We start from the raw sequence: 25,270 nt of genomic DNA on the forward strand, positions 1-25,270 counted from the left end.
TCGGCTTTTTTGCGCGCGCATGCTCAGGCGGTGCGCCGCTTCTCCGGTCGCCATTCCGCAAGAAACTGCCTGAATTGCTCTTTTGGGAGCGGGCGGGCGTAGAAATAGCCCTGCACCTCGTGGCATCCCTTCGATTGCAGGAAGGCCGCCTGCGACGCGGTTTCAACGCCTTCGGCGGTGACCGACAGTCCGAGGTGGTGCGCCATGGCGATGATGGAATTGGCGACGGCTGTTTCTTCCGCCGAGGAGTTGCTGTCGATGTTCTGGATGAAGCTCCGGTCGATCTTGATCCGGGTCAGCGGATAGCGCCTCACGCAGGACAGCGAGGCATGGCCGGTGCCGAAATCATCGAATGCGAGACCGACGCCTCTGGCTCGCAACGCCCGCAGCGCCACGATTTTGGTGTCGTCATTGTTGAGCGCGATGTTTTCGGTGATTTCGATTTCGAGCAACTCGGGCGGCAGTCCGCTGATCTTCAGCGCAGCATCGACCTGCGCCGATATGACGTCGTCGTGAAACTGCGCCGGAAAGAGGTTCACGGACATTCGCACTGGCGGCAGGCCCATCGCGCGCCACGCCGCGCCGGTCTCGCACGCGTCTTGCAGAATCCAGTTGCCGACATCCAGCGCGGCCGGGCTCTGCGCCAGCGCATCGATGAAGGCGGCCGGGGCAAGCAGGCCCCTCTGCGGATGCTGCCAGCGCAGCAGCGCTTCTGCGCCGACCACCGCGCCGTCGCTCAGCCGGATCTGCGGCTGGAAGTGCAGCACGAATTCTTTCTCGGAGAACGCCCGCCTGATTTCGCCTTCCATCTCATGCCGAGCCTTCGCCTTGGCGCGCATGGTGCGGGCGAACAGGCGATACCTGTGTCCGCCCGAGGCTTTCGCTTCGTAGAGGGCGAGATCGGCATTTGCGATCAGATCGTCAGCGTCGGTTCCGTCGGCGGGAGCGAAGACGATGCCGGCGCTGGCGCTGATATAGATTCTGTGGCCGTCGATCTCGAAGCGCTGCTCCAGCGACCGCAGGATCGTATCGGTGATGCTTGTGACCATGATCGGATCGCGGGTATCAGCCACGACAAGAACGAACTCGTCGCCTCCGAGGCGATACATCTGGCCCTTTTCAGGAGCAAACGTTTCCATTCGCCGGGCGACATCCACGAGCAACTTGTCGCCGAGCGAGTGCCCCAGCGTATCGTTGATGTCCTTGAAACCGTCGAGATCGAACACGACGACGGCGGCATTGAACGTCCGCCGATCAGGATCGTTCAACTCCTTGAGCAGGCTGATCCGGTTGGGAAGCCCCGTCAGTTGATCGAAATGCGCGAGATGCGTCAGTTTTTGCTCGACGGCTTTCTGCTCGGTCATATCGCGTCCGATCATGAAAAACCGCTGGGCCTGATCGGACCACACCCCGGTCAGGGCGACCGGAACAAGCGAGCCGTTCTTGTGAATGAGATCGCACTGGAAATTCCGGATGGCTTCGCCCTGTCTGCAAAGCATCAACTCATTCCGCAACGTTTCGGTATTCGCGGCCGCAACGAATTCACCGCCATAACGGCCGGTCATCTCGGCGGGTTCATAACCCAGCAGCGTCTCGCAACTGCGGCTGATGCGGGTGATGACCCGGTCGCTGTCGGTGACGATGATGATGTCGACCGAGGTCTCGAACAGCCGGCGGTGTTCTTCCATTTCCTGCGCGAGCGCTTCCGAGGTCTGGCGTATTTCGCTTTCCGCGATTTTTCTTTCGCGCAGCGCCATCGGCAGCCAGCGCAGCAGCAACAGGCCGAGGACCAGGGAGGCCGCAAGCACATTGATGATCTTGGGAATGATCAGCAGATAAGGCTTGCCCAGAACGGGGATGAGCGAGGCGGAGAAGACTCCATACTGCGCGCCCCAGTAAAGACCGAAATAGAAATTCTCGATGACGTTGCGGGCCGTATCGATGCCGACGACGATCAGCAGAAGCCGCGTTCCGCCGAAAGTCCGCGGATTCTTGTAATAGGCCACCGCCACCGTGATCAGCACGGCGAGCCAGACTGCGATAATCACCCAGTATACCAGCGCACCGGCAAGATTCATTTCGACACTCAAGGTTTGGCGGATCTCACTCCTGAGACGCGCCGATAAGTTGGTTCATCCGGTGGAAGCATACCTGTCGCTGGTAATTTGACGTTTATTTGCAGATGGAACCCGGATCGTTGTTAATGCGGCCCTAAGGATTTTGACAAAACGCACCCTCAAATCCGCCGCGTGCGCTGTCGTACGGATCGGCGGTGTGCCGGGATTCATGCCGTGACCGGCAATCCCGAGTGCAAAGTCCACATATTTGATCTTTTGTGTCGCGCCCACAGACAGCCTAAGAGTGGACAAGTCTTGGGTGGGAGCGGGCATGCGCGACGTTGGGGGAGGGATGCAACGGCGGTTCCATCCGGAACTGGAAAGTCTGCGTGGGCTGGCCGCGCTGTCCGTCGCCGGATTTCACATCTCCCAGGCGCCGGTGCTGACGGGCGGCGGGCAGGTCCTTCTGCGAGACATTCCCTCCGCTGCGATGGATGTCCTGAGGATGCTGTTTCAGGGCCAGCCTGCGGTGGTGTTCTTCTTCGTGCTGAGCGGGTTTGTTCTCACCGCTTCACTGCAAAATGCGTCCCGCCCGCTGCGCACGATTGCGATGCCGTTTGTCGTTGCGCGGCTTTTCCGCATTTACCCGGCGTGGATATTCACGATTCTTGTTTTCCTCGAAGTTTACTGGCTGAGCGGAAGGACCCTCGGCGTTGTTCCGACCGTATCGGAGACGTTCAGGAATCTGCTGCTGCTGTCGGTGTCGATGGACGGTGTCGGCTGGTCGATCCAGACCGAGTTGCTGGCGATCCCCGTCATGCTGCTGGCGTTTCACTGGATCACTGCGGGAAAGATCGTCAGAATTTTCGTCATCGCGTCGGTGCTTGCGGTGTTCATCAATCTGGTGAAGGTGATCCTGCCTCTCCCCGGCGGCGCGCCGCGCGCGATCTATCTCTACTGCTTCCTGTTCGGTGCGCTGACCCACGTTCTGCTGCCGCGCGCCGATCCGCGCCGCGCCAACCTCATCTTCTGTCTCGGAGTCGCGCTGTTCTTCCTCGGCGTCACCCTGTTCGCGCGACATTCCAATATCAAGGATGCGTGGGTGACCATCGCCTCGTGCCTGATGATCGCGGGCGGTGCCCTGGGGCTACAGGGCTGGCTCACGGTTTTCAGGGACAACGCGTCGCTGAGATTTCTCGGCCGGGTGTCCTACAGCTTCTATCTGCTGCATCCCCTGACGCTGATGATCTTCTGGCAGATGCCGCAGGCGCTGGGCGTTGTGCTGCAAGCCGGATGCCCGCCATGGCTGGCGATGCTGGCGATGGTGTTGGTCTCGACAGCGGTCGCGCTGCCGCTCGCCGCGCTGTCGTATTACTTCGTCGAAAAGCCGTTCATCCGGCTCGGCCGGCAATTCACCGCTGCGACGCAGTCGCGCGAAGTGGCGCCGGCCGGTTCATCGGCCTGAGCTTCGCCGAGCGCGGCCGCCTGCATTCGCATCGACGCATTCTCACATCCTGCAGCAAGGAACTTTCGCGCGTCGCGGGAATTGGGATGCGCTCGGTGTCACCGGGCCAACGGAGGAACCTTCCATGAGACGATTGATTTTGCTTGCTGCATCGGCCTGCGCGTTTGCGGTCATGCCTGTCCTGCCGACGCATGCTGCGCCATCGGCACCCGCACCCTTCACCACCGCACCATCCAGCAGTGACATCGTTCTTGTTAAGGGTGGACATGGCCGTGGGCACGGCTTTGGCCGTTATGGCGGGCACCGGGCCTATGGCTGGAGTCGTGGCAAGAAGGTTGGCTGGCGCGGACGCGGCTGTCCTCCCGGTTTGTGGAAGCAGGGGCGCTGCTGAAAAATAATCCGCGATGCGGATCGCGCACAGAGCGGCGCGCTAGCGCTCATACTGAAATGAAAAACACGCGCCCGGTTCGGGCGCGTGTGAAGCTACCGCATCAAGCGCGATGCACGGCCGCCGTTGCATGAAATCTGACATGAAATCTGAAATGGTGGGCGCACAAGGGATCGAACCTTGGACCTCTCCCGTGTGAAGGCCGGACCCCAGCCTGAAATCTCTAGGCTTTTTTCCGCCGCTTGGCTGTTTCCACCGTTTTTCCACGGGTCGGCGGCACCGGCAGCAGATCCGCGCGCATCGCCTCAGCGCTGGCGACCGTGTGGTTATAGCGATCGGCGGACTCCGCATTTTTCCAGCGCTTCGTTCGCACCAGGCCATAGGTATCGAGACCGCCGTAGCGTGTCATCCAGCTGCCATAGGTGTGACAAAACAGATGGAAGCCACCCTGGCGCGGCGGGAAAGAGAGGCCGGCCTTTGCAAAGGCCTGCTTGAGCAACTTGCGAAGATGGCCGCCGACGCTGAAGCGGAAGATCTTCGCATCGGGCGAGCGATCTAAGAACGGCACGCCCGCATCAGCGCGGGAACGTCCCGCAGCACCGTTTGCCAATCGCACGCCGGCGGCCTTGCGCGGCCGCCTGATGCGCGGCGGCTGATCACGGAAGGCCTGCACCACGATCGGCGGCAGATGCACCGGCGACGGCTCTCCGTTCTTTGTGTCGGGCAGGTAAAGAAGCGCGTTGTCTAGTTTCAGATGGCGCAGCTTCGCGTCGATGATCTCGCTCAGGCGGCGGCCGGTGTAGCAATAGACAAGGCAGAGCAGGCCGAACTCGGCATCGATTTCATAGGCCGCTTTCAGGGCCTCAAAAGCCTGCTCCGGCTCGAGCCACGTCGTTGCCTTGTTGCCGCGCCACCCCTTCGGCCGCTTGATCTGCATCTCGACGCCGGCGCGCTTCAACACTGCTGAAACCGGGGTATAGAACTGGCGGTTGCGCGTGGCGGCCGAGGCGGCCGGATAGAGCGCGGCCGCGGCGTTGTCGATCGCGAGCTGGTCGATGTCCGTCAGCTTGCGGTCCCGCAGCGCGTGCGGCCCGGTCTGCTCGATGATGGGGCTGATGAACTTCGGATCGCCATCGGCCTTGAGATAGGCGAGCGCGGCGTGCGCGAATGTCGGCTCTGAGGTTACGACCTGCGCGCGCGTCTTTCCGTCGCTATACTCACCACGTTCGATTTCTTCTTTCCATCCTTTGAGGATGGTGGCCGCAATCCGTTTTTCAGGAGTGCCCGTAGTTCGCTCAACGTGGATTCCGAGGTAGGTTCCTCGGACTTGCCAGTTCGGCGATTTGCCCGGGCGGGGCGGGACGAGCTTGAGCCGCGGCACTGTTCCTCCTCCCTGCAGGCCTCGCGGATGCGGGCGAGATCAGTATCGTCGAACGTTTTGGTCCGGCCAAGGGGGGCATAGAAGGGTTTTCCGAGTTTGTCCCTCGGATGACCGGCAAGCCAGTCCTGGAGCCATCGACGGCTTTTCCGCAGTTCTTTCGCTGCCTCATCGATGGTCCGGAATGTCATGGACGGGCGGCCCTTGCGGCCAGTGTGATGCGGTCACCAGTCCGGACGGCGCGGCCGTCCAGGAGCAGCTGCTCGATAACGTTTTCGCCGATCGTTGCCATGCCAAACCGCCACCTATTGTCGGAACGGATGATCGCGCCGAACCTCAAAAACCGCAGGCACCGGCGCACAGCAGGATCGGTGGCGGTGGGCTTGTGATCGTGCGTGTCGCTGACATATTGCCGCGCGGGCGTTCGACTCGCGCGGCGCTCGATGTGATGGCGATAGGGTGCCATCACGCGCCCCCGGTCTTGGTGGCGGCGATGGCGTTCGTCGCGATATATCGGAGCGTCTTGATTGTGTGGCGCAGGCTTTCGCTGTCGTTCACATGCGAGCACGGCATGTCGCGGATTTCTTCCAGCGCCTTCACCAGATCGGCATTCGTGCCGCCGTTAAGATAGTGAACACGGCGGTCGGCATCATTTGCTGTCGGGTGGTCACTTTCCGGCTGCCAATGTCCATCCGGATCATAAAATCCAACGGTCCAAAGACTGGCCTCAGAACGAACGTAAACCCACGATCCCGTGCTGGTCTGTGCTGCTGACATCGCGCGTCCCTCAGCAGAAGCCGGCGCGGCGCTGGGCGAGCTGGCGGGCGTCGTCGCCCAGGCGCTTGATCTGCGCCGGCGTCCAGCCCTTCACCTTCAGATCATCTTCGGTGACGCCGCCCTCGCGGTAGGCCGCCTCGCGCATGTCGTCGGCCATCTGGCCGATCGCTGTGCCGTCGGGCATCGCGGCGCGCGGCTGCACGAAGCTGGTGGCGATGTAATCGGGAATTCGGGGCTGGGGCTTGAAATAGGAGGGCACGCCGGGGAGGCGGGCGGTACGTCGGATGGTGGTCATGGAAATCTCCCGTTGAACTAACGGGATAGATTCCTAGGGTGTTCCACAAATCATGTCAACACGATATATGTTGATATTCTACTTGCGCAGTTTCTTCTGGATCAGACGCTTCCGCCCGTTTGCATCGAGCTTCCGCCATTGTCCTCGCCGGACAACCGAATGAATCTCGGCAACGCTGTTGATCTTCACGTTACGAATGACGGGGGCGTTGTGGCTTTCAAGGTCAAAATACCCCGCGCGTGAACCTTCGACGACGCGCTTGAGGTAACGATCGCCGTCCTCAGTCGTCACCATCGATTCGAAATTCAATACGTCCTCGATCCGTATATGTCGCTTTCGAACGATGATCACATCGCCGTCGTCATAGCGCGGGAACATCGAGTCCCCCGAGATCTGGTAAGCTGCCGCATCATCAGGAAGCGGGAACGGCACCTCAATCTCATAGAGACCTTCGTGTCCGACATCCTCCACGCTCGTCGAGATTACTCCGCCGGCGCTCACCAAGCCTTCGACCTTAACGGCGTTTTTCCGCGCTGATTCTCCCTCGCCGGTGAGAAGCCATCCTGCTGAGACCTTGAAGGCCTCACCATAGAGTTCGGCTTTTTCCGGTGGAAAACCGTTCTGGCCGTTTTCGTGTGCGGCATAGGTCGATGGGGGCCACTTGTGTTTCTTGGCGGCCGCCATTGCCGATGAAAAACCCGCTTTTTTGCGCGCTTCGCGTAGTCGTTTGCCCATCTCATCCATGGCCTGACTATCACAAAACGTGTCAACACTAATCATGTTGGTCAAATCAACACGAATCATGTAGATGCAGGTCATGAATGATTCGAATCGCCAACGCACTGTCGATGACATCTTCAACGCCCTGGGCGGTCCGGCAGCCTTTGCGCGCGGCGTAACCGAGCATGGGCGGCCGGCGGTCAAGGTGAGCCCATCCGGCGCTGGGGAGATGAAGCGCCGTCAGTCGATCCCTGTCGACTATTGGATAGCGCTCGTCGAATTCGCTCGCAGCCGCAATGTGACGTGGCTGACCTACGAAGCGCTCACGTTCATTCACGCCAAAAAGACCCAACCGAACCTCCTCAAAATTGGAGAACTCTGATGGCCGGACCTGTACGCGCGGGGCTCAAAAAGAGGAAATCCGGCCATTCCCGGATCAGGAATCAAAATACCCAGATCCGGAATCAGATTTCTCCGGTCATGCAGAAAGTGCGGGGCTTGCTGCCGCAACAGAAAGCCGCACAGCACTTGGCTTTGTTGACCGATTGGCCGCTTTCCACCTGCCAGAAACTGCTCTGTGGAGAGCGTCGCGAAAATGCCGAGCAGCTGACCGTCTTGCTGCGGTCGGATTTCGGGCGCGACATCCTGTTCGTGCTGATGGGCGAGGCCCGGCCGGACTGGTTCAGCAAGTACAGCAAGCAGCTCGACGTCATCGATGCGAACCGGGCGCTCAAGGAAGTCGAAGCCAAGGTAGAAACCCTTCGCGCGGAGGTGTTCCAATGATGGATCATCTCGCGCAGTTCCTCGCCGGCCAGGACGCGAAGTCCGTCGCCGTTTTCCTTCTCGCGATGGCGTGCCTTGCGATCGTCGTTGCGTTCGCCGGCCTGATCTATTTCGCCGACCGCGATCGCGTGCGCATCGATCCCTGCGAACACGACTTCTCAAACCTGCCGGGCTTCTCGCGCGATCAGCTCGAGCAGATCGCGCGGATGATCGTCTGCAATCTGACGAAGTGAGGTCGCATGCATGTTCGTGCCCAAATCAGGCAGAATGTCGTCGATGCGTTGTCCGGACTTCCGACCACATCGGATCAGGTTTTCCCGGGCCGCACGCGACCGCTGGCTGCGAACCACCCGCCAACGCTCCTCGTCTATGTCACCGACGAACGGTCGGATTCCGACGCCATGGGCGGCGTCCTCGGGCGCGAATTGACGCTCGCGGTTGAGGGCCGCGTGACCTCCGGTGACGTGCCGGACGACACCCTCGACCAGATCGCGCTTGAAGTCGAACCGGCGATGATCGCGCGGCCATTGCTGGGCGGCATGGTCAATGAGGTGACGCTGACATCGACCTTGATCAACACCCAGGCGCCAGGCGACGCACACGCCGGCGAGATCATCATGAAGTTTCGCGTCGCGTACCGGACCACAGAAAGCGCGCCGGATACGGCGATTTAACCCCAGCAGGAGAGAACGATGGGCACCTATCACGGCAAAGACGGCGTTGTGAAAATTGGCGCGAACGCAGTGACCGAAGTGAAGCAGTTTTCGGTGAAAACGAGCGCAAAGACCGCTGACGACACGGCGATGGGCGATGAATGGGAAACGCATATTCCGAACAAGACCGTCAAGAACTGGTCGGGGTCGCTGACCTGCAATCATAACCCGCTCGATGCGACTGGCCAGAAGCTGCTGGTCGCGGGCGCGTCCATCGATCTCAAATTGTATCCGATCGGCACTACCGATGGGCTGCAGGAACTGACCGGGACCGCCACGATCACCGACGTCAGTGTTGATCCAAGCAAGGATGGCACCGTGCCGGTCAGCTTTTCGTTCACTGGCAACGGCGCTTTGGCCGACGCCGTCATCGCGGGTTGATCGGAGGCTACGATGACAATGCCGAACAAGTATCTGCAAGCGGCCAAGGACCATTACAAAGCTCTTGGCACCCCGCATATCGACATTCCGGAATGGACTGTCGACGGAAAGCCGCTCCGCATCTTCTGGAAGCCGATCACCTGCATCGAGCAGGACGAGATCCGCGCGGGAGACAACACCGATCTTGAAATTTTTATCAAGAAGGCGATGACCGAGTCCGGCGACAGGATGTTTACGCTGGAAGACAAAATGCATCTGAAGGCGCTCGTTGCGCCGCAGATCATCACTCGTGTCGCCGTCAAGATGATGCTGCTGCCCTCGATCGAGGACGCGGTAAAAAACTAACCGACGATCCCGGCGAGATGGTTCTGTTCTCGCTCGCGGATCGGTTCGGAATGACGGTTGCCGATCTGAAAGAACGGCTCACTGTCGAAGAGTATACCAAGTGGTGTGCGTATTTTCGCATCCGCAAGCAGCAGATGGATGACGCCTGATGGCAACATCGGAACAAGCGCAAGTTCTACCGGTCGTGCTGACCGGACAGGATTCGACGACCGCTGCATGGGCGTCGTTCCGCAGGAATGCGTCCGACACCAAAGCGGCCGTCGATCTGCTGAAGAAGTCCCTCGAAGGGCTTGGCAGCGGCAACACGATGGGCGGACTGTCGAATATCGGCAGCGCGGCGCGGATGCTCGCGAACCCTTATGTCGCTGTCGCCGCAGCAGTCGTCGCCGCAGGCGTTGCGGCTGGCGTGACGCATGACAAGTTATCGAAGATCGGTGATGCGGCCGATGATATCGGCGTGAGCGCTAGAGCGATTGACGGTCTCGACATTTCTCTGAAGAAGGCCGGCGGCTCTGGCGTATCGGCGATTGCGGTTCTAAAGACTCTGCAGACCCAGCTCGACAAAACCGGGCGTGACGGCGGCTATCTTGAAGACCTGTTCAAGCTGAACGGCAATGCGCTGACCAACTCCGGTAAGACCAAGTCCGTCGAGGACGCCTATAAGTCCATTGCTGGCTTTATCCAGAACGCTCGAAATGAGACCGAGCGGCTGGAAATTGCGACGAACGCGTTTGGCGCCGAAGCCGCCCCCGCAATGGTCAAGGCGATCATGGGTGGCGCGACCGCGCTCGATCTGCTGGCTCAGAAATCAGACGCCGCGCTCGATCCTGCGATTAAGCAGGCGCAGGAAATGGACCGGCTCTGGAAGGAGATCGCGAAGTCGGGCGACGGCCTGGGCGTTGCGATTCGGAATGCGGCGCTGCCGGCGATGCAATCGCTGTATGACAAGGCGCTCGAATGGGCGGAAATTTTCGGATCGAAGGGAGCGTCGGAAACACGGTTCCTGATGGGCAATCAGAACGCCCAGCGCACCATGACCAACCAGAACGAGATCGACCGCTTTTATAATTCGGTCGGCTTTGGTGCGACGAAGACGCCGAACAACCGGAAAAAGGAAACCGAGTCTCGCAACGACTATGACCGCGCGTTGAATTCCATCGGAAAGCATATTTCGCTGATGGAGGCCGATGCGGCGGCGATCGGCAAGACGGCGGGTCAGCACGAGGAACTGCGCGTCAAGGCGCAATTGACCGACGCAGCGTTGCGCGCAGGGCTCGCAATTACCGGCGAAAGGGCAAAGAAGTTCGATGAACTCGGTGCTCGCGCCAAGGCGGCGGCAGATAATCTGGCCTTCCTCAAGCTGCAGAATGACCTGCTGTTTGAGAACGAGCAGCTTGGACGCTCTGCGCTCGAACAAACCGTATCGTCGCGGCTGCGAGGCGCAGGCATCGATCCGAAATCCGCTGCCGGCGAAATGCTGGCGCAGCAGATCCGGCTTAATGAAGTCATCAAGGAAACACAGGACATCAGCAAGGATGCGCTGAAAGGCTTCATTTCTGACCTTCGCAACGGTGTAACGGCCGGCCAGGCCTTCGCCAACATGCTCGATAAGATTTCGCAGCGCCTGATGGATAAGGCGCTCGATACCGCGCTGAACGCGCTGATCGGAAAGGGCATCTCCGGCCTGGGCGGGATTTTTGGTCTCGGCACGTCGGCGGGCACGCTGACTGGTCAGGATGCCGCGCTCAATTCGTCGCTGTTCCCCGGATTCGGGACGGGGCATTCCGGGGCCGTAATCGGAAAGTCGGTGACGGGCTATAAGAGCATTCATCCTGCCTATTTTGACAACGCACCGCGGTTGCACGGCGGCGGCCGACTGAGCGCGCTTGACAGGCTGGCGCCTCGCGAGGTCCCGTTCATCGGCCTTGAAGGCGAAGAGGTTGGCTTTCCAGATCAGCTCAGGTCGAAGTACGGAAGTTCCAGTCCGAGCGTCATCGTCAACGTGGCCGTCGACAATCAGTCGTCGTCGCCGGTATCGGTACAGCAGCAGAAGAATGCGTCGGGCGGTGTCGACCTCAAGGTGTTGGTCGGACAGGCTGTCAACAGCGGCATTGCCAATGGCGATTTCGACAAGACGATGCGGTCGCGATATGGCGCGGCCCCGGTCGGCCAGCGGAGATAATGCATGCCGCTTGCGATATGGCCCATTGATGTACCGCTACGGACGCTCCAGAGCGGTTATTCCGAAGCGCCAGAAAAGAACACTGCCGACTTTCAGCCGGAGGTGGGTCCGCCAAAGACGCGGCGCCGGACATCGATCTCTTCCGACGTCATCACATGCTCCGGCAATTTCTCGTCAGAGGAGTGGGATGCTCTGGTCGCCTTCTACCGGACTACGCTGGCGGACGGATCGCTTCCGTTCACGCGCGCGCACCCACGCAGCGGCTTATCGATGACGTTCAAGTTCACGGGGGACCCGCCCAAACTCTCGCAGGTACGCGGGGACGTTTACACTGGCTCGTTCGGCCTGCGGCGGATGCCCTGACATGCTCGGCTTCGGAGCGATCGGCGAACTTGCGTTCTGCGAGGCGGATTCGGCGGCGAATACGCCGTTCAGGAATGCTGCCGAGGCATCCGCGACTGACGAGGTCTTTGTCATTTTTGCGACGATCACGCACCCGGATCTGTCCATGCCGGTGTGCGTGAACGACGATATCGTCGACTATGTCTACAATGGCCTTCTCTTCCGCGGCTCCGCCTTCAGTTGCTCGCTTGTGACCGACAACGACAGTCCGCCGCGCGCCCAGGCGTCGATCCAGAATGTCGATCAGGAGATCGGCGAGACGATTCAGGCGCTGTCATCGCCGCCGCTGGTAAAGATCGAACTTTTGCTGAAATCGGATTTTACGAACGACATTCCTCGCCTTCCGATCGGCAGGCCGCGTCCCGAGTACGTCGCGGACATGCTCCGGCTTCGCAACGTGAAGGGCGATGTGATGACGGTGACGTCTGACTTGACCGGCTTCGATCTGACGACCGAGCCATATCCCGCGATCAGGTCGACGCAGGATCGCCTGCCGGGGCTGTACCGTTGATCGAAGCGCCGCGCTGGGCCAGCCGTTTTGTCGGCATTCCGTTCAAGGTGGATGGCCTCGACCGGCGCGGTTGTCATTGCTGGGGGCTTGTCCGGCTGGTGCTGAAGGAGCGCGCAGGGTTCGATCTGCCGGCCTATGCCGAGTATAACGCCAGCGACCTGCTACGCGCCGCGAAATTGTTCGCCGCCTCCGCGAAGAGCGATGAATGGCGCGAGGTGGCCGCGCCATATCGCGCGCTCGATTGCGTTCTGATGACCGCCATGAGCGGCAGGGTGCGGATTGAGGGGCATGTCGGCGTTCTCGTGACGCCTTTCTTGCTGCTCCATGTGTGGGAGGCGACGGCCGCCGTGTTGATGCCGCTCGATCATCCGCTGATCAAAACCAAGATACTGGGCGTTTATCGCTATAGGAATCTCGCTTGATGGCAACCCCGCAAAAGCATGACCGTCTGCCCGTGGTCTGGCGGGGCCGGGCCTTCGATGGCGCGTTTCAGACGCGCTATTTCGATCCGCGGCGGCCGGTGCCGACCATTGCCGAGATTGTCGCGTCGATCGGCGACCTGCCGCGGGGCTTTGTGGCGTGCGGAGAAGTCCGCATCAACGGCGAGATCGTGCCGCGCGCATTCTGGCATCTGGCGCGCCCGCGCTATCGTCCCGGTTTCGAGACGGTCGTCTGGCTTGGCATTCCGCTGCGAGGCGGATCAAGCTCAGGTCCGGGCGGGCAAACCAAGAATCCACTCGCGACCATCGCCAGCATTGCGGTCCTGCTCGTGGCCGCCGCGGTGACGGGCGGCGCCGCGGCCGGGCTTGGCGGCATCTTCGGCGGATTGACCGCCGGCAGCATCGGCGCCAGCGTGGCCGGCGCGGCGATCGGGATTGGCGGCGCGCTTGCCATTGCCGCGCTGATCCCGCCGCCGACATTGTCCGGGAATACCGGCGCTGGCGCGGCGTCAGCCGTGTCATCATCCAGCACCAACCCGGGCGCGGCGGCGCTGTCGGGCAACCTATTATCGCCAGGCGCTTCAATGCCGCGCGTCGTGGGAACGATGCGGGTATTCCCGCCGTTTCTGTGCAACCCGCTGATCGAGGTCGTCGGCGATACCGAGATCGGCGAGGCGGTCTACGGTCTTTGCGGTCCGCATGCTTTGGCCGACATCCGCGTCGGCGACACCTCGATCGACACCATTGCAGAAGTTCAGTCCCAGACCATTGAGGGCAAGACCGGCGATTATATCCAGTCCATGGTAACGCGGCAGAGTTTCACGCTCAGCCCGAACGCCGAACTGTCTGGCCATACGCTCGATGAGACTGCGCAGAACAAGCTGGCCGATCAGGCGAATCCGTCCGCCGATATTCCGCAGCCGCAAGCCGTGGTGTCGCGGAAGGCTCCGGATGAACTCTGGATCAACCTGCAATGGCCGGAAGGACTGTTCAAGGCGGATGCCACGACGGCCAAGATCAACCAGGCGGTGCGCGTCCGCATCCGGCTGCGAGGGGCAACCGACTTCATCAATCTGCCGGAGGTTCACTTTTCGCAGAACCAGCCCGGCACCTTTCAGAAGGTGATCCGGCTGAAGTGGGGGGCATATCCGGCGTTTCCGAATCCCGCGCCGGCCGATCAGGGACCTGTCTATGTGTTCAAGGCGGTGCCGGGACAGGACGGGGTGAGCGTTTCGCCGGCGACGGCGGGGTGGACAGCGCATGGCTGGTTTTCAAACGGCATCGGCAACGATGTGCTGTCGGCGGCGACAATCCGGACGTCGAATGTCGCCAATACCGAACTGCATTCCGACAAGGCGATCTTCTATCTCGACCCCGAAGTCTTTCCGAAAGGCTATTACGAGTGCGACATCGTCCGCTCGACCGGCTACGATTCATCCTCATTCGTGCCCGCGACCTATCGATATTCGGGTCAGGTCTATGATTTCTTCGGCTACTCCATCAGCGGCGGCGCGGCCGTTCTGCCGATGGATCACGCACAGTATCATGATCGCGTGCTGATCACGCGGGTGTCGTCGATCTGGAATCAGAACCCGGTGCAGACCGCCGACTTCGCCACCATCTCGGTGAAGGTGCACAGCCGTTCCCTCGATCAGCTCTCGGTGCTTGCGAGCGGCCTTGTGCCGGACTGGAACGGTTCTGAGTGGAGCGGCCTCGCCGCGACGTCAAATCCCGCGCCGCATTTTCGCGACGTCATGGCAGGATCACTCGGCAATGCTCCGGTGCCGGTTTCGATGATCAACAACGACGAGATCGTCCGCTGGCGCGCATCCTGCGACGCCAACGGCTACACCTGTAACGCCGTGATTCAGGGCAAGAACTATATCGATGTCCTGAACATGATCGCAGGCACCGGCTACGCCACGTTGCGCACGAATGAGCGCTGGGGCGTGTTCGAGGACATGGACACGAGCGCCTTTGCGCCGCGGCAGATCTTCACGCCCCGCAACATGGCAAATTTCAACTGGACCCGCGCTTTCGCGAACCGGCCGACGGGCATCCGCGCGGGATACGTCGATGCCGGGGACAACTACAACACCGATGCCTCGATCATCGTTTATGACGATCTGAGCCGGCAGGATGCGGACGACCTCGATCAGGTATCCTATGACGGGCTGGTGCTGACCGATGACGTGGTGAAGCGCGCCAGATACGATCTGGCGCAGTCGCGGCTGCGGATGACCTTCTATCAGGGCGATGCCGATCTGGAAGCGATCGCCTGTCAGCGCGGCGATCTGATCGGCGTGCAGCACGATATCCTGATGAGGAACGCGGGTTTCTCCCGCATCAAGTCCATCATGCGGACGGGCGGCGAGGTCAGAGGTCTGGTGCTGGACGGCTCGATCCCGGTCAACGCGACGCCCGGCATTTTCACCATCGCGCATCTGTTTGCGGAGGATCACATCTTTCTGCTCGGACAGCGCACCGGGATTGCGATCAGGCTGCCTGACGGCGCCGGCGTGCTGGTCAAGGAAGTGACCGGCGCCAGCAACGGGGACCTGACCGAGATCGAGTTCGTCGCGCCGGTCGGAGAGACCGGCGACATCCTCGCGCCGGACTGCCTCGTGACCGCCGGGCCTCTCGGCTTTGCGTACAAGCGCCTGAAGGTTTTCGGCATCGAGCCGAAGAACGCCCTGCAAGCGACCGTCACGATGGTCGATGAAGCCCCCGCACTCTGGAAGTGACACATGGTAGCCACGCGAAGCACGCCGACCTCTACAAACGGAGGCTCGGACAACGGCATATCATACACGAACGCGGTCAACGCCGCGGTCAGCGCGTTGTTTCAGTGTTCCTATAACTGGCTGACCGATGTCGGCGGGTCCGCAAATGCCATCACGGCCGCAAGCGATGCGGCGCTGGTCGAACCGATCGCGGCCTATGCGCGGCCGATGGCCTTCTGGCTGGTGCCGGCCGTAACCAACGGCCCCGGCGGCGTCAACATCAACATCGACGCCGCCGGCGTTGTCGATCTGACCGACAAGGACGGCAACCCGCTTGCGGAAGGCGCGCTGGTCGCAGGCCGCGTGCTTCCGATCGTTTATGATGGCGCGCGGTTCCGCCTGAACGCCGAGGCCGGATCGGGTCTCAGCCCAGTGCTGAATATCAATGGCGGGCGGCTTTGCCTGCAGGCCGGCAAGCCGGTCCTTGGCGTCGCCGTGACCGGCGCGACGGCGGTGCGCTGGGAGCCTGACAGCAGCGCGGAAATCAGCCTTTTCAGCGCCGGCGAATGGCAACTGGTCAGCGCGTCGGCGGCCACGCTGAACTTCACCGACGTGCAGACCGGCACCACCCACAACGGCACCAAGATCATCGACGGCATGGCCGATACGTCGCGCCTCATGATCGGAATGAAGCTGAGCGGGACGGGCGTCGGCTCCGGCGCCGTGATCCAGTCGATCGACAGCCCGACCCAGATCACGTCTTCGGTCAACAGCACGGCGGGCGCGGCCGTCACCATCACGTCGAAGGTCCCCGCCGATACCGCCGTCGATATTTTCGGAACGATCTCGGCGGGCACGCTGGCGCTGCGCGGAATTTTCCGGGCGACATTCAATGTCCCGAACGTCCTGGGGCGGCAGGACGGCGTCGAGGTGCTGGATGCGGATCACACGCTGCGCTGGCTCGGCGCTGTTGCCTCGAGCGCGACGGACGGCCAGATCGACTGGGCCTTGAATGGCCGCAGGCGGTACCGGGTCTGGAACCGCAGCAACGTCCGCTTCTATCGGAACACCGAAGGCTTTTCCGCGAGCGGCACCTGGTACAAGCCGCTCGGTCTCGTTGAGGCAACCATCGACGTTGCAGCCGCCGGCGCGACGTCTACCGTGAGCGGAGGAGCAAGCTCCTTCGGTTCTCACGCGTCGGCGACAGGCGGTAACTTCGGCGGCACCAACGGCACCGGAAGCGGTGGTGATGTGAACATCGGCGGCGGCGGCGGGGGCGACGTCGCCGCCGGCAAGGGCGGCCGGGCGATCAGGACCCGCAGTGCTGCGGACCTGAATGCGACGGAAACAGTCACGATCGGGTCCGCGTCCGGTTCTGCTGTGTGGGGCTGGGTCCTCGTCAACGAACTGTTGGAGGGCTGACGTATGGATAGCATCCTCGTTCAAAACGGGCGCGCGCACCAGATCTGGCGCGGTGTGGCCAAGGACTCAATCCCGCCGATGACGCCGGAATTGATGGATTGCGTCGTGGAAGCCGAGGCCGGACTGGTCGATGACGGTGACATCTGGAGCGGATCGGCTTTCAGCAAGCCGTCACCGGTTCTCGGGCCGCATGTCGATGGTGAAACCTTTCTCGCCCGTGTGACCGATGACGAGTACGCCTCGGTGATCGCCGCGGCCCAGAGCAACATGCAACTCGCCCGCTGGCTCGATCAGCTTCGCATCCTTGGTTATGTCAACGTCACGAGTGACGCGGCAATGGCCGCGAAAGCGGCGCTCGTCGCCGCCGGACTGCTCACAAGCGGCCGCGCCGATATGATCTTCGCGCAAGCATAATTTCAAAGCAGGACTCAGCCCGTGAAATACTTTGACCGCGTGAAAACTTTCGTCGGTACCGCTGGAACTGGCGACATCGAGTTCGGTACGCCATGGGCGGCATTTCTCGGACCCGCAGATGCCGGAGCCGCCGACGGGGACACGACGCCTTACATTCTGACCGATGGCCTCGATTTCGAGGAAGGCATTCTCACGATCGGCGACGGCGTTACGACCGGATCGCGAAATGTCACACGTTCGAAAATCGGCGGTGTGGTCGGGACTGACCCGCTTGACCTCAGCGGAAATGCGACGCTGTTCTTCACGATACGCGGGGTGGATGTCGGGCGGGACGGTATCGACGGCGCATCCGACCTCACCACAGTGAGGATTGTCGATCTGACGGGAGCCGATCCCGCGACGGCCTATGAGAATGGGGATGCGCTGGACGGCAAGGTGCTGGTCACGAACGATCTCGTTCTGCGCGCGAAGCCGGTCGCAGACGCGGACAATGGCGTCTATGTTGTGCCGGCAAGCGGTGCAGCGTCACGCACCACAGCCTTTGCTGCCTATGACGATCATTGTGGCCGCTTCTTCGGCGTGAAGGACGGAACATCAAAAGGGAAACTGTTCGGCTGTACGTCAGCGCCAGGTGGCACGCTCGGGACAACCGCGATTGCTATCTCGGAGTTTGCAGCAGGCGGAGAGCGTGAGAAGCTCACCGCGAACCGAGACTACTACGTTCGCGGCGACGGCGACGACAGCCATAATGGACTTAGCAACACGTCGGGAGGGGCATTCCTTACAAAGCAGAAGGCCGTCAATGTTGTCGTAAACACGCTAGACCTAAACGGCTACGCCGTGGTGGTGCACGTCGGGTCCGGGACCGCTACGGATGCTGTGTTGATGGATAAGCCTGTGGTTGGTGGCACCCTGACATTGCAGGGAGACACTTCCACGCCATCTAATGTCGTGGTTGCGGTCGCTAACGACTACGCAATCAACGTACTCGGAAACGCCGAGCTATACGTTAAAGGGTTCAAGTTTGCCGACGCAAACTCGTTCGGTGCCTTGCGCGCTCTATACGGCGGCAAGATTTATTTTGATAGCTGCGACTTCGGCGCTGTGAAGAGTGGCGTCGGCTCGCATGTGACTGCTGATTATGGCGGGCAGTGTCTCGCGACCGGAAACTACGCGATATCCACTGGCGCGGTGTTCCACGTCCACTGCAATTACTTTGGCAGATATGCTGCGGTGGCAAACACCATCACCCTTACTGGCACCCCGGCATTTTCTGCTGGCTTCGTTGGCAATCGCGAAGCGAGTGTCGTATTCCAGTCGGTCACTTTCTCCGGATTGGCAACAGGACCGCGCTATGTTATTCATCGCGGCGGTTTGATCGACACACTTAATGCGGGCGATACCTACCTGCCGGGGAATGCGGCAGGCTCCATCATTGCTGGTGGAATTTACGACACGAAAGTTGGCGGAGATTTCTTTCCGCAGGCCGGGTCGTTTGTTGCAAATACAGCCCACATCTACACGGATGCAAACTTGGGGTTGGTGATAACAGGCCAGCCTGGCGCATCAAAAGATTTTGGCTATTTCTCTGCGGCTGGCTTTGAACTGCTTGCCAATCCCACCGGAACCGCAAACCTCGAACTGTCTAGCGGCGGCGTCGGGAGTCTCGGTTTTTGCACCCCCGCAGTCTCAGGATCGTTTGCGAAATTTGCCGGAAGCACTACCGCTAAATCCCTAATGAGGCTCACCACAGGTAGCGCTCCTACAAGCCCCGCCGATGGTGATGTTTGGCTTGAAAGCAACACGAACACAGGCTTGAAGATCAGAATCAATGGCGTGACCAAGACCGTCACACTTTCCTAGTGTCTGTAAGGCGAGCACATCCTTGAGATTGAGGATTCATCGGGTGCCCGTTCTCTGCAGAACTGCCTGAAATTCAGTTCCATATCCGAAACGTCTTTGGACGGGAGATCACCGATCAGGGATCGGAAGGCGAACACCAACAGCAAACTTCCAAAAATCGATACCCCTAATCGGACAAAAAAATTCGCGATCTTTGACATCTATCCGCCTGGTCGGTTCAAGCGCCAGCGCGCATAACACCTGTCGAGATATCGACATCAAGATATAATGTGCTTCTGACTGCTCTAAAGGACTAACCTGAGCGCAACCAGTATCGAATTCGCAGGCTAGTTAGGCCAAGGCTTGTGCGGCGGTTTAACCTCATATGTCCGACCGTCAGCGCCGATCACGACATCCTTGATGAATATCTTCGGCGTGTTGTTGAAGATCGGATCGACGTCACTCTGCTCGGTTGACAGAAACTTCTGAAGCTTGTGGATGAGCAGCGCAGCAATGTTCTGGTTTATGAATGTTGTGACCTGCCCCTGATCTGTTTGCATTTCTAGGAAACCGTGAACGGGATCTACAGAAACTGGGATTACTTCAACGTCAAGAAGCCGGTTCGGCTCATCGTTGTTGATCAGGGTGGTCCTTGGTGCGTCTTTGGTGTCGCTCATCGATTATCCTCAGGTGATTTTAGCGCGTTCGATTTGAGCGAATGGCGCGTCTATCCTCGCCGAAGGCCGCTCAGGGAAAACGTTGCGAAACTAAATGGATGTAGCCAATCGTCGTCTTTGTTGAGGAGAAAGTCTAGGAGCTAGACAATATGATGTGTAACAGCTAGGCAAAAGCTCATTATTTAACGCTTTCTCATAAAATCAGTGTCTAGTCGAGACTGGGGCAGCGTCATGAAAGTCAATAACTTCTCATCTGACCTTACTATTCAGGGCAAGGTATCAGACAGCACTTCGCCAAAAGTCTCGATTATTCTTCCCACGTATGCCCGAGCGCAGACGACTCTTCCGACCGCGATCAAAAGTGTTCTGGCGCAAACATACGGCGATTTCGAGCTCATCATTGTGGACGATGGATCGCGGGACGGGACAGCCGATGTTCTTGCGGAATACGCGCGGCTCGACGACCGTATTATTCTACATTCGTATCGTCGCAATAGCGGGCTGCCCGCACTCAGAGTCAATCAAGGCGCTCTTCATGCTCGCGGCCGCTATATCGGCTATCAATTTGATGACGATGTTTGGACGGAGGACAGCCTCCAGCTGCGGGTATCTGAGTTAAGTAAAATTGACAAGCTTGCGGTGGTCTACGGCAATTCAAGTGTAAGCTTGGATCAAAAAGGCGGCCGGGAGCCTGTTATACTTGGCAAAGCATTCAGCTTTGCGGATTTGATTCAGCAAAACTTCATTGCCAACAACACCGTGTTGCATCATCGAGGTCTTTTCGATGTGGCGGGCATGTACGATCCGCACGTTATTTTTCGGCGATATTCGGACTATGACCTCTGGCTGCGGTTTTCCAAGCACGCTCAGTTTGTCTGGATTGATCAGACCGTTTCGCATGTTTATGCGAATCTCGATAACTCACTCGGCCGGGAAATTCGGCATTTTCATACGCTTCATAGAAAGGTGATCTCGGTACAACGGGATGATCTCCTGACGCCCGATGTCATCGACAACTATGAGGTCGTCGACATTCCGCTATTTGCTGATCGCTTCTCGGACAGTGAAATTGAAAATTATCGGCGAAATATTGCAGTTCCGTTCCTGTCAAATTTCAATGATTATTGTACCGAAGATGAGCTGAGCGTAGCAGCGAGTTTGCGCGGCCATCGACTTAATCTGCTGACTGTCAAGCCGGATTTTTCAACTTCGGTTGATGTTACGATCAACAACTTTGTAAATCTGCCGTTTCAGCGTGCTCTTGCCAGCACTTTCGTTCCAGAACGGGAGTTGCCCGCCGTTGACCTGAAAAGCATGGACATTGCTGTCCTCTATCGTACCGTCGGTTCACAAGCGAGCGCGATGGCCGCTCGGGGTGACATTCCGACAGTGTATTGCATGGATGATAACATGCTGCATTTCCATAAGGTGGGCGCTGAGCATCATCTTCTGGCGCCCGGGACATCTGCTTACAGGAATATCGTTCAACAAATATCTGACGCCGACGCCTGCATCGGCTACAGCGATTCTATTGTCGAAGATTTGCGGGAGCTAAATCCTAGAACCATTAAACTGACGACGAATATTCCGAGGAGGTTTGTTCAACAGCGGGACTACCGGAGAGGCGAGCGCCTACGTGTCGCGGTTTTGTCCGGTCCAGGGCGAACTCAGATATTGAGCGATCTCTGGCCAGCGTTGATGAATTTTGCGAACCGGCATTCTGATCAAGTGGAGATGCATTTTTGGGGCGTCGATCCCGCGAGTTTCGGTCAGCTTTCCTGCAAGACTTGTTTCAGGCCATTTGATCACAACCATCAAAACTACCTAAATAGCCTTTTGCAAACGTCCTTCGATGTCTTGCTCGTGCCGTTGGATCACTCGACGCGCGCGGCCAAGAGCAAGAGTCCCGTTAAATTGCTTGAAGCGGTGTCTACCGGTGCGATTTGTATTTTTTCAAATACCGAACCCTACAGATCTCTTCCTGATGACTGTTGTTTGAAAGCGCCCAATACAATCCAGGCATGGAGCGCCGCATTGGAAGCAGCGCTCTCCATGGGAGTGTCCGGACGGAACGCTCTGCTTGAACGCGCGCGATCGCTCGTGGCGGAAAGGTATACGACGGAAGGTCAATTCTACGACTTCCTCGCCGCCTACGAAGCTGTCAGGCTTCACGCTGAGCTAAGAGAAAAGAACATCGCTTTCGGATTTCACGAGGCCGCTTTGGGAGGGGCGACCTTGCATTTGCTGCAGCATGCACGAATGGCTCATTCCCTCGGCTTTAGCGTAGTCGGAATTGTTCCGGATGATGCAACGGAGCATATGGCGAACTTTGAAGCGAGATGGACGGAAGCGACAAATGGCGCTCCACTAATCGCAGCGCAGTGGCCATTGGGGTTCATCGATGCCGATATTCCCGGGGAGATAATTGAACGCTCGGCAAATGGCAGTGATCGGATGGCCGTGACGTCTCTCGTTGCCAATCTGCAGAAATTCAATGTTGGTCTTCTACATTTCGCTACGTGGTCGCCAGCGATGAGTCTTCTGGCCAAGGCGTTGGACATTCCTTCCGTAGCTAGCGTTCACCAATATTACGGCGGAGGCCATCCCTCTATCGTCGGCTTTGTGGATGCAGTGCATTGCTCATCTCTCGCACACGGAGTCCGTTGGGAGAATGCTGCTAAGCTCCCGGTCAGAAGAATTGTGTGCCCTGCGGAGCAGGAGTATTTCCGAGCCTTTCGGGCTAATTTTAATCGAGCAGGTTTGCCTGTGCGCCCCTTTCGCATTCTGGTATCGGGAACGTTACAGCCGAGAAAGAACCAATTGGCAGTCATTCATGCCATTAGAGAGTTGAGGCGCAGAGGATACGATATTGTCGCGGACTTCATCGGTTACACCGAGTTCAATCCCGAATACGTTGCGCAATGTCGGGAAGAAATAGAGAGGTCCAGCCTCGACGAGCACGTTAAATTGCATGGCTTTGTCGACAATCCTCATCGGTTCTATGATCGCGCAAACCTTTTAGTCGTTGCCGCTATCGACGAATCCATGCCTCAGACGATTGTTCAGGCAATGGCAGCTGGAGTGCCGGTCGTTTCAACAAACGTCGGAGGAGTGAAGGAGATTTTGCGGCATCGCTACACGGGCTTCTTAGCGAGGGATCATAGTCCCGAAGAGATAGCCTCTGCGATTCTGGAATGGCTTGAATTGTCCGCAGATCAGCGCGAAGAAATCGCTATTCGAGCTCATCGCACGATGAGGTTTCTGTCGGACTCAAGCTATGTAAAGTTCGAACTAATCGGTCTGTACAATGAAGCCGTTCAGAGAAAACAGGGAACAAAGGAGAGAGGCCGTCGAGGTTTGATTGATTCTCCGTCCTCTTCCCCACAAGAACAGACGACAGTCGAGGATGAAATCGCGGCCATCAAGCGATACACCAAGAGGCACTTTCGTTGCGGTTTCAGGCGCAGACTCGTTCCAAGCGAGGATCTTCAATCGACACCGTATGTTGAGTACGTGATTCCGTTCAGCATTAAGCGACTAAATTCGGTGTCCCTTATCGTCGGGCCCGTTGAGTCTTCAACGTCCTGCTGCATAGGTATCGAAATAGTTACTCGGTCGCAGGAAATAGTCGCCCATGAAGTAATGAATGTGCGGTTGACTGACGAAGATAAGCCGCTGCGTTTTCTTTTGTCGACGCCTTTGGATGGGCTTGAGAAAGGCTGGCAGCTTCGGATTTTTGCACGGGACGTCGACGCTGCGATCTTTACCTATGAGATTTCAGGTCTCAAGGTCCAACTCAGCGGGAGGCGTTGCCGCGTCCCGCTCGTACATTTTCAGTGATTTGCCAGATCGCGCGGTTTGGTGGATCAAGCCAAGCTTTGTGCCGACAGAAGGCGTGAATTGCGCCGAATGCTTGTCAGCGAGCCCGCCGAGATAACCAAGTCCGCGTGCCGAGCCGCGATAAATCTCGGAATCTGATTGCCGTCGCGATCTGGTCAGGACACAACAATGTCCCGTCGTACATCGCCTTCTGCAAGGCGCGCGTCCCCGGCCTGACAGAAGGCACCATCATGAACGACGCCTTCTGGAAAAGCCCGATGGGCCCCGCCTTCCTGAAAGCTCAGGCGTGACCGAGAACGACACTGCCGCGATCACGGTGAAGGTCACTGGTCAGAACGGAACCGCGAATGCTGGCGACATCACCTGCCTAGGGTTCACCGTTGAGATTTTGGACTAACTTTGGCGCGCGGTTAGCTCGGAGACTGAAGATGTCAGAGGCTGAAGTGATTTTGTATCGGCTATCCGATCAGCCCATTTCCTAGCTACATTTCTATAAAACCAAAAATCGGCAAAGCCGAACAATGAGCCCAAGCCTCCTCCGATCAGAAGACACACCGCGACTGCTATCGGATAGGTGACACTCTTCGTCAGGCCCGTCGCCACCAGTGCAGAAATAACGGGCGCGTGCAATAAATAGAGGCCGTAAGAATAGTCGCCACCGCGAACAAGCGGAGAAAGCCAATTTTGGCGACTAACAAAATTGCTCGCAAGGGCCGCAAGATGGATGGTTGCTAGGGTGCCAACGACAAAAACGGGAATGCTTTGGTAGAGCGTGCTTGACCGCCAGTAACCAGTCCAAAGCAGAATTCCAACATACACCAAAGGCCAAGACGTCCCCGCGTGCAGCCTGCCAAGTGCAGCACCAGCGATGAAAAGCAGACTCAGCGGACTCGTGAGTATGGCAAGGATGTTTGCTGTAAAGGCTGGCGGTGCGGGGAGGAAATATGCCGTGCCGACGATCACCCCTGCCCATAGAACTAGTCCGATGTCGAACACGCGCTTCCCGCCGAGGATCATTGCGGCAGTTACAGCGTAGAATGTCATTTCATAAATTAGCGTCCAGAATGGCACTTGTGTCCATGAATCGATTGCGCCGCCCAATGGCAACAACGTAAACGACCAGAGCCAGCGGATTTTTGTGACATCCACAGCGCCAATTGAAATTAACAGCGCCGCAGAAATGGCAATCGCCGAGAGGTATGGTGGATAAATTCTGGCGATGCGGTGTAGAGCAAATCTGAATGGCCGTTGTTCAACGAGCGCTGCGATCACATAGCCGGAAATCACAAAGAATATAAAGACGCCCGCCGTTCCTAGGCCAAGTTTTCGAAATGGCAGCACGTCGATCCCATAATGGATGGACGGCAAATAGACCGCGTGCTGGATCAACACCATCACGGCTGCAACAAATCTTAGAATCTGAATTCCGTCTAGACGTCCCGACATCGCGCCTCCCCAGCGACCCGAACCTACCGCACCAAATCGCCAACTGCCAGCCCGCCTCGCGGGCCGCTA

The 25,270-nt window shown here is 58.8% G+C and carries 26 protein-coding genes; 18 read left to right on the forward strand and 8 right to left on the reverse strand.

Going from position 1 to position 25,270, the window contains the following annotated elements; all coding sequences use genetic code 11:
* Window positions 1–23: 23 nt before the first annotated feature.
* Entirely contained in the window at window positions 24–2,078 is a 2,055-nt protein-coding gene (locus LVY71_RS06120) for a putative bifunctional diguanylate cyclase/phosphodiesterase (protein ID WP_235098922.1), read from the reverse strand.
* A 310-nt stretch (window positions 2,079–2,388) separates the two neighbouring features.
* Here LVY71_RS06120 and LVY71_RS06125 point away from each other — a divergent pair, with 310 nt between their 5' ends.
* Window positions 2,389–3,522, forward strand: a complete 1,134-nt coding sequence (locus LVY71_RS06125; protein ID WP_235098923.1) for an acyltransferase family protein — start codon at window positions 2,389–2,391, stop codon at window positions 3,520–3,522.
* Window positions 3,523–4,133: 611 nt separating this feature from the next.
* Here the strand turns inward: LVY71_RS06125 and LVY71_RS06130 are convergent.
* From LVY71_RS06130 to LVY71_RS06150, 5 genes are all read right to left on the reverse strand, one after another.
* The gene (locus LVY71_RS06130; protein ID WP_235098924.1) at window positions 4,134–5,291 is read right to left on the reverse strand and encodes a site-specific integrase; all 1,158 of its coding nucleotides are present in this window, start codon (window positions 5,289–5,291) and stop codon (window positions 4,134–4,136) included.
* A gap of 184 nt (window positions 5,292–5,475) precedes the next feature.
* On the reverse strand, window positions 5,476–5,754 hold the full coding sequence (locus tag LVY71_RS06135; protein WP_235098925.1) for a hypothetical protein: 279 nt from the start codon (window positions 5,752–5,754) through the stop codon (window positions 5,476–5,478).
* Complete coding sequence (locus LVY71_RS06140; protein WP_235098926.1) at window positions 5,754–6,065, reverse strand: hypothetical protein; 312 nt, start codon at window positions 6,063–6,065, stop codon at window positions 5,754–5,756. Before LVY71_RS06140 ends, LVY71_RS06135 begins: the two co-directional genes overlap by 1 nt.
* A 10-nt stretch (window positions 6,066–6,075) precedes the next feature.
* The gene (locus LVY71_RS06145; protein ID WP_235098927.1) at window positions 6,076–6,360 is read right to left on the reverse strand and encodes a hypothetical protein; all 285 of its coding nucleotides are present in this window, start codon (window positions 6,358–6,360) and stop codon (window positions 6,076–6,078) included.
* A 78-nt stretch (window positions 6,361–6,438) separates the two neighbouring features.
* Window positions 6,439–7,179 carry a S24 family peptidase gene (locus LVY71_RS06150; protein ID WP_235098928.1) on the reverse strand — a complete coding sequence of 247 codons (741 nt, stop codon included), beginning with the start codon at window positions 7,177–7,179 and terminating at the stop codon, window positions 6,439–6,441.
* Here LVY71_RS06150 and LVY71_RS06155 point away from each other — a divergent pair.
* Genes LVY71_RS06155 through LVY71_RS06220 form a run of 15 tightly spaced genes read left to right on the forward strand, consistent with a single transcriptional unit; the run spans window position 7,178 to window position 19,259 of the window.
* Window positions 7,178–7,462 carry a hypothetical protein gene (locus LVY71_RS06155; RefSeq protein ID WP_235098929.1) on the forward strand — a complete coding sequence of 95 codons (285 nt, stop codon included), beginning with the start codon at window positions 7,178–7,180 and terminating at the stop codon, window positions 7,460–7,462. The genes LVY71_RS06150 and LVY71_RS06155 overlap by 2 nt on opposite strands.
* Entirely contained in the window at window positions 7,462–7,863 is a 402-nt protein-coding gene (locus tag LVY71_RS06160) for a hypothetical protein (RefSeq protein ID WP_235098930.1), read from the forward strand. The genes LVY71_RS06155 and LVY71_RS06160 overlap by 1 nt, the downstream gene beginning before the upstream one ends.
* Complete coding sequence (locus LVY71_RS06165) at window positions 7,860–8,096, forward strand: hypothetical protein (protein WP_235098931.1); 237 nt, start codon at window positions 7,860–7,862, stop codon at window positions 8,094–8,096. The genes LVY71_RS06160 and LVY71_RS06165 overlap by 4 nt, the downstream gene beginning before the upstream one ends.
* A gap of 6 nt (window positions 8,097–8,102) precedes the next feature.
* Entirely contained in the window at window positions 8,103–8,537 is a 435-nt protein-coding gene (gpU, locus tag LVY71_RS06170) for a phage tail terminator protein (RefSeq protein ID WP_235098932.1), read from the forward strand.
* Between the two features lie 18 nt (window positions 8,538–8,555).
* The gene (locus tag LVY71_RS06175; RefSeq protein ID WP_235098933.1) at window positions 8,556–8,957 is read left to right on the forward strand and encodes a hypothetical protein; all 402 of its coding nucleotides are present in this window, start codon (window positions 8,556–8,558) and stop codon (window positions 8,955–8,957) included.
* A 12-nt stretch (window positions 8,958–8,969) separates the two neighbouring features.
* Window positions 8,970–9,302, forward strand: a complete 333-nt coding sequence (locus LVY71_RS06180) for a hypothetical protein (RefSeq protein WP_235098934.1) — start codon at window positions 8,970–8,972, stop codon at window positions 9,300–9,302.
* 17 nt (window positions 9,303–9,319) lie between these two features.
* Complete coding sequence (locus tag LVY71_RS22845) at window positions 9,320–9,451, forward strand: hypothetical protein (protein WP_283842505.1); 132 nt, start codon at window positions 9,320–9,322, stop codon at window positions 9,449–9,451.
* Window positions 9,451–11,484, forward strand: coding sequence for a hypothetical protein (locus LVY71_RS06185; protein ID WP_235098935.1), 2,034 nt, complete (start codon window positions 9,451–9,453; stop codon window positions 11,482–11,484). The genes LVY71_RS22845 and LVY71_RS06185 overlap by 1 nt, the downstream gene beginning before the upstream one ends.
* A gap of 3 nt (window positions 11,485–11,487) precedes the next feature.
* Window positions 11,488–11,847 carry a hypothetical protein gene (locus LVY71_RS06190; protein ID WP_235098936.1) on the forward strand — a complete coding sequence of 120 codons (360 nt, stop codon included), beginning with the start codon at window positions 11,488–11,490 and terminating at the stop codon, window positions 11,845–11,847.
* A 1-nt stretch (window position 11,848) separates the two neighbouring features.
* The gene (locus LVY71_RS06195) at window positions 11,849–12,397 is read left to right on the forward strand and encodes a DUF1833 domain-containing protein (protein WP_235098937.1); all 549 of its coding nucleotides are present in this window, start codon (window positions 11,849–11,851) and stop codon (window positions 12,395–12,397) included.
* The gene (locus LVY71_RS06200) at window positions 12,394–12,819 is read left to right on the forward strand and encodes an NlpC/P60 family protein (protein WP_235098938.1); all 426 of its coding nucleotides are present in this window, start codon (window positions 12,394–12,396) and stop codon (window positions 12,817–12,819) included. Before LVY71_RS06195 ends, LVY71_RS06200 begins: the two co-directional genes overlap by 4 nt.
* Window positions 12,819–15,581 carry a phage tail protein gene (locus LVY71_RS06205; protein WP_235098939.1) on the forward strand — a complete coding sequence of 921 codons (2,763 nt, stop codon included), beginning with the start codon at window positions 12,819–12,821 and terminating at the stop codon, window positions 15,579–15,581. The genes LVY71_RS06200 and LVY71_RS06205 overlap by 1 nt, the downstream gene beginning before the upstream one ends.
* A gap of 3 nt (window positions 15,582–15,584) precedes the next feature.
* Window positions 15,585–16,982, forward strand: coding sequence for a hypothetical protein (locus tag LVY71_RS06210; protein ID WP_235098940.1), 1,398 nt, complete (start codon window positions 15,585–15,587; stop codon window positions 16,980–16,982).
* 3 nt (window positions 16,983–16,985) lie between these two features.
* On the forward strand, window positions 16,986–17,396 hold the full coding sequence (locus LVY71_RS06215) for a hypothetical protein (protein WP_235098941.1): 411 nt from the start codon (window positions 16,986–16,988) through the stop codon (window positions 17,394–17,396).
* Window positions 17,397–17,417: 21 nt separating this feature from the next.
* Window positions 17,418–19,259: a hypothetical protein gene (locus tag LVY71_RS06220; RefSeq protein WP_235098942.1), complete on the forward strand. Its 1,842-nt coding sequence runs from the start codon at window positions 17,418–17,420 to the stop codon at window positions 19,257–19,259.
* Window positions 19,260–19,585: 326 nt separating this feature from the next.
* Here the strand turns inward: LVY71_RS06220 and LVY71_RS06225 are convergent, their stop codons facing one another.
* Window positions 19,586–19,915 (reverse strand): hypothetical protein, encoded by a 330-nt coding sequence (locus LVY71_RS06225; RefSeq protein ID WP_235098943.1) that lies wholly within the window; start codon window positions 19,913–19,915, stop codon window positions 19,586–19,588.
* Window positions 19,916–20,146: 231 nt separating this feature from the next.
* Between LVY71_RS06225 and LVY71_RS06230 the strand changes: the two genes are divergently transcribed.
* Window positions 20,147–23,755 carry a glycosyltransferase gene (locus LVY71_RS06230; protein ID WP_235098944.1) on the forward strand — a complete coding sequence of 1,203 codons (3,609 nt, stop codon included), beginning with the start codon at window positions 20,147–20,149 and terminating at the stop codon, window positions 23,753–23,755.
* A gap of 107 nt (window positions 23,756–23,862) precedes the next feature.
* Window positions 23,863–24,045 carry a hypothetical protein gene (locus LVY71_RS06235; RefSeq protein WP_235098945.1) on the forward strand — a complete coding sequence of 61 codons (183 nt, stop codon included), beginning with the start codon at window positions 23,863–23,865 and terminating at the stop codon, window positions 24,043–24,045.
* Window positions 24,046–24,148: 103 nt separating this feature from the next.
* Here the strand turns inward: LVY71_RS06235 and LVY71_RS06240 are convergent, their stop codons facing one another.
* Window positions 24,149–25,201, reverse strand: coding sequence for an acyltransferase family protein (locus tag LVY71_RS06240; protein WP_235098946.1), 1,053 nt, complete (start codon window positions 25,199–25,201; stop codon window positions 24,149–24,151).
* Window positions 25,202–25,270: the final 69 nt, after the last annotated feature.

It is taken from the genome of Bradyrhizobium sp. G127 (assembly GCF_021502575.1).
Taxonomy (GTDB): domain Bacteria; phylum Pseudomonadota; class Alphaproteobacteria; order Rhizobiales; family Xanthobacteraceae; genus Afipia.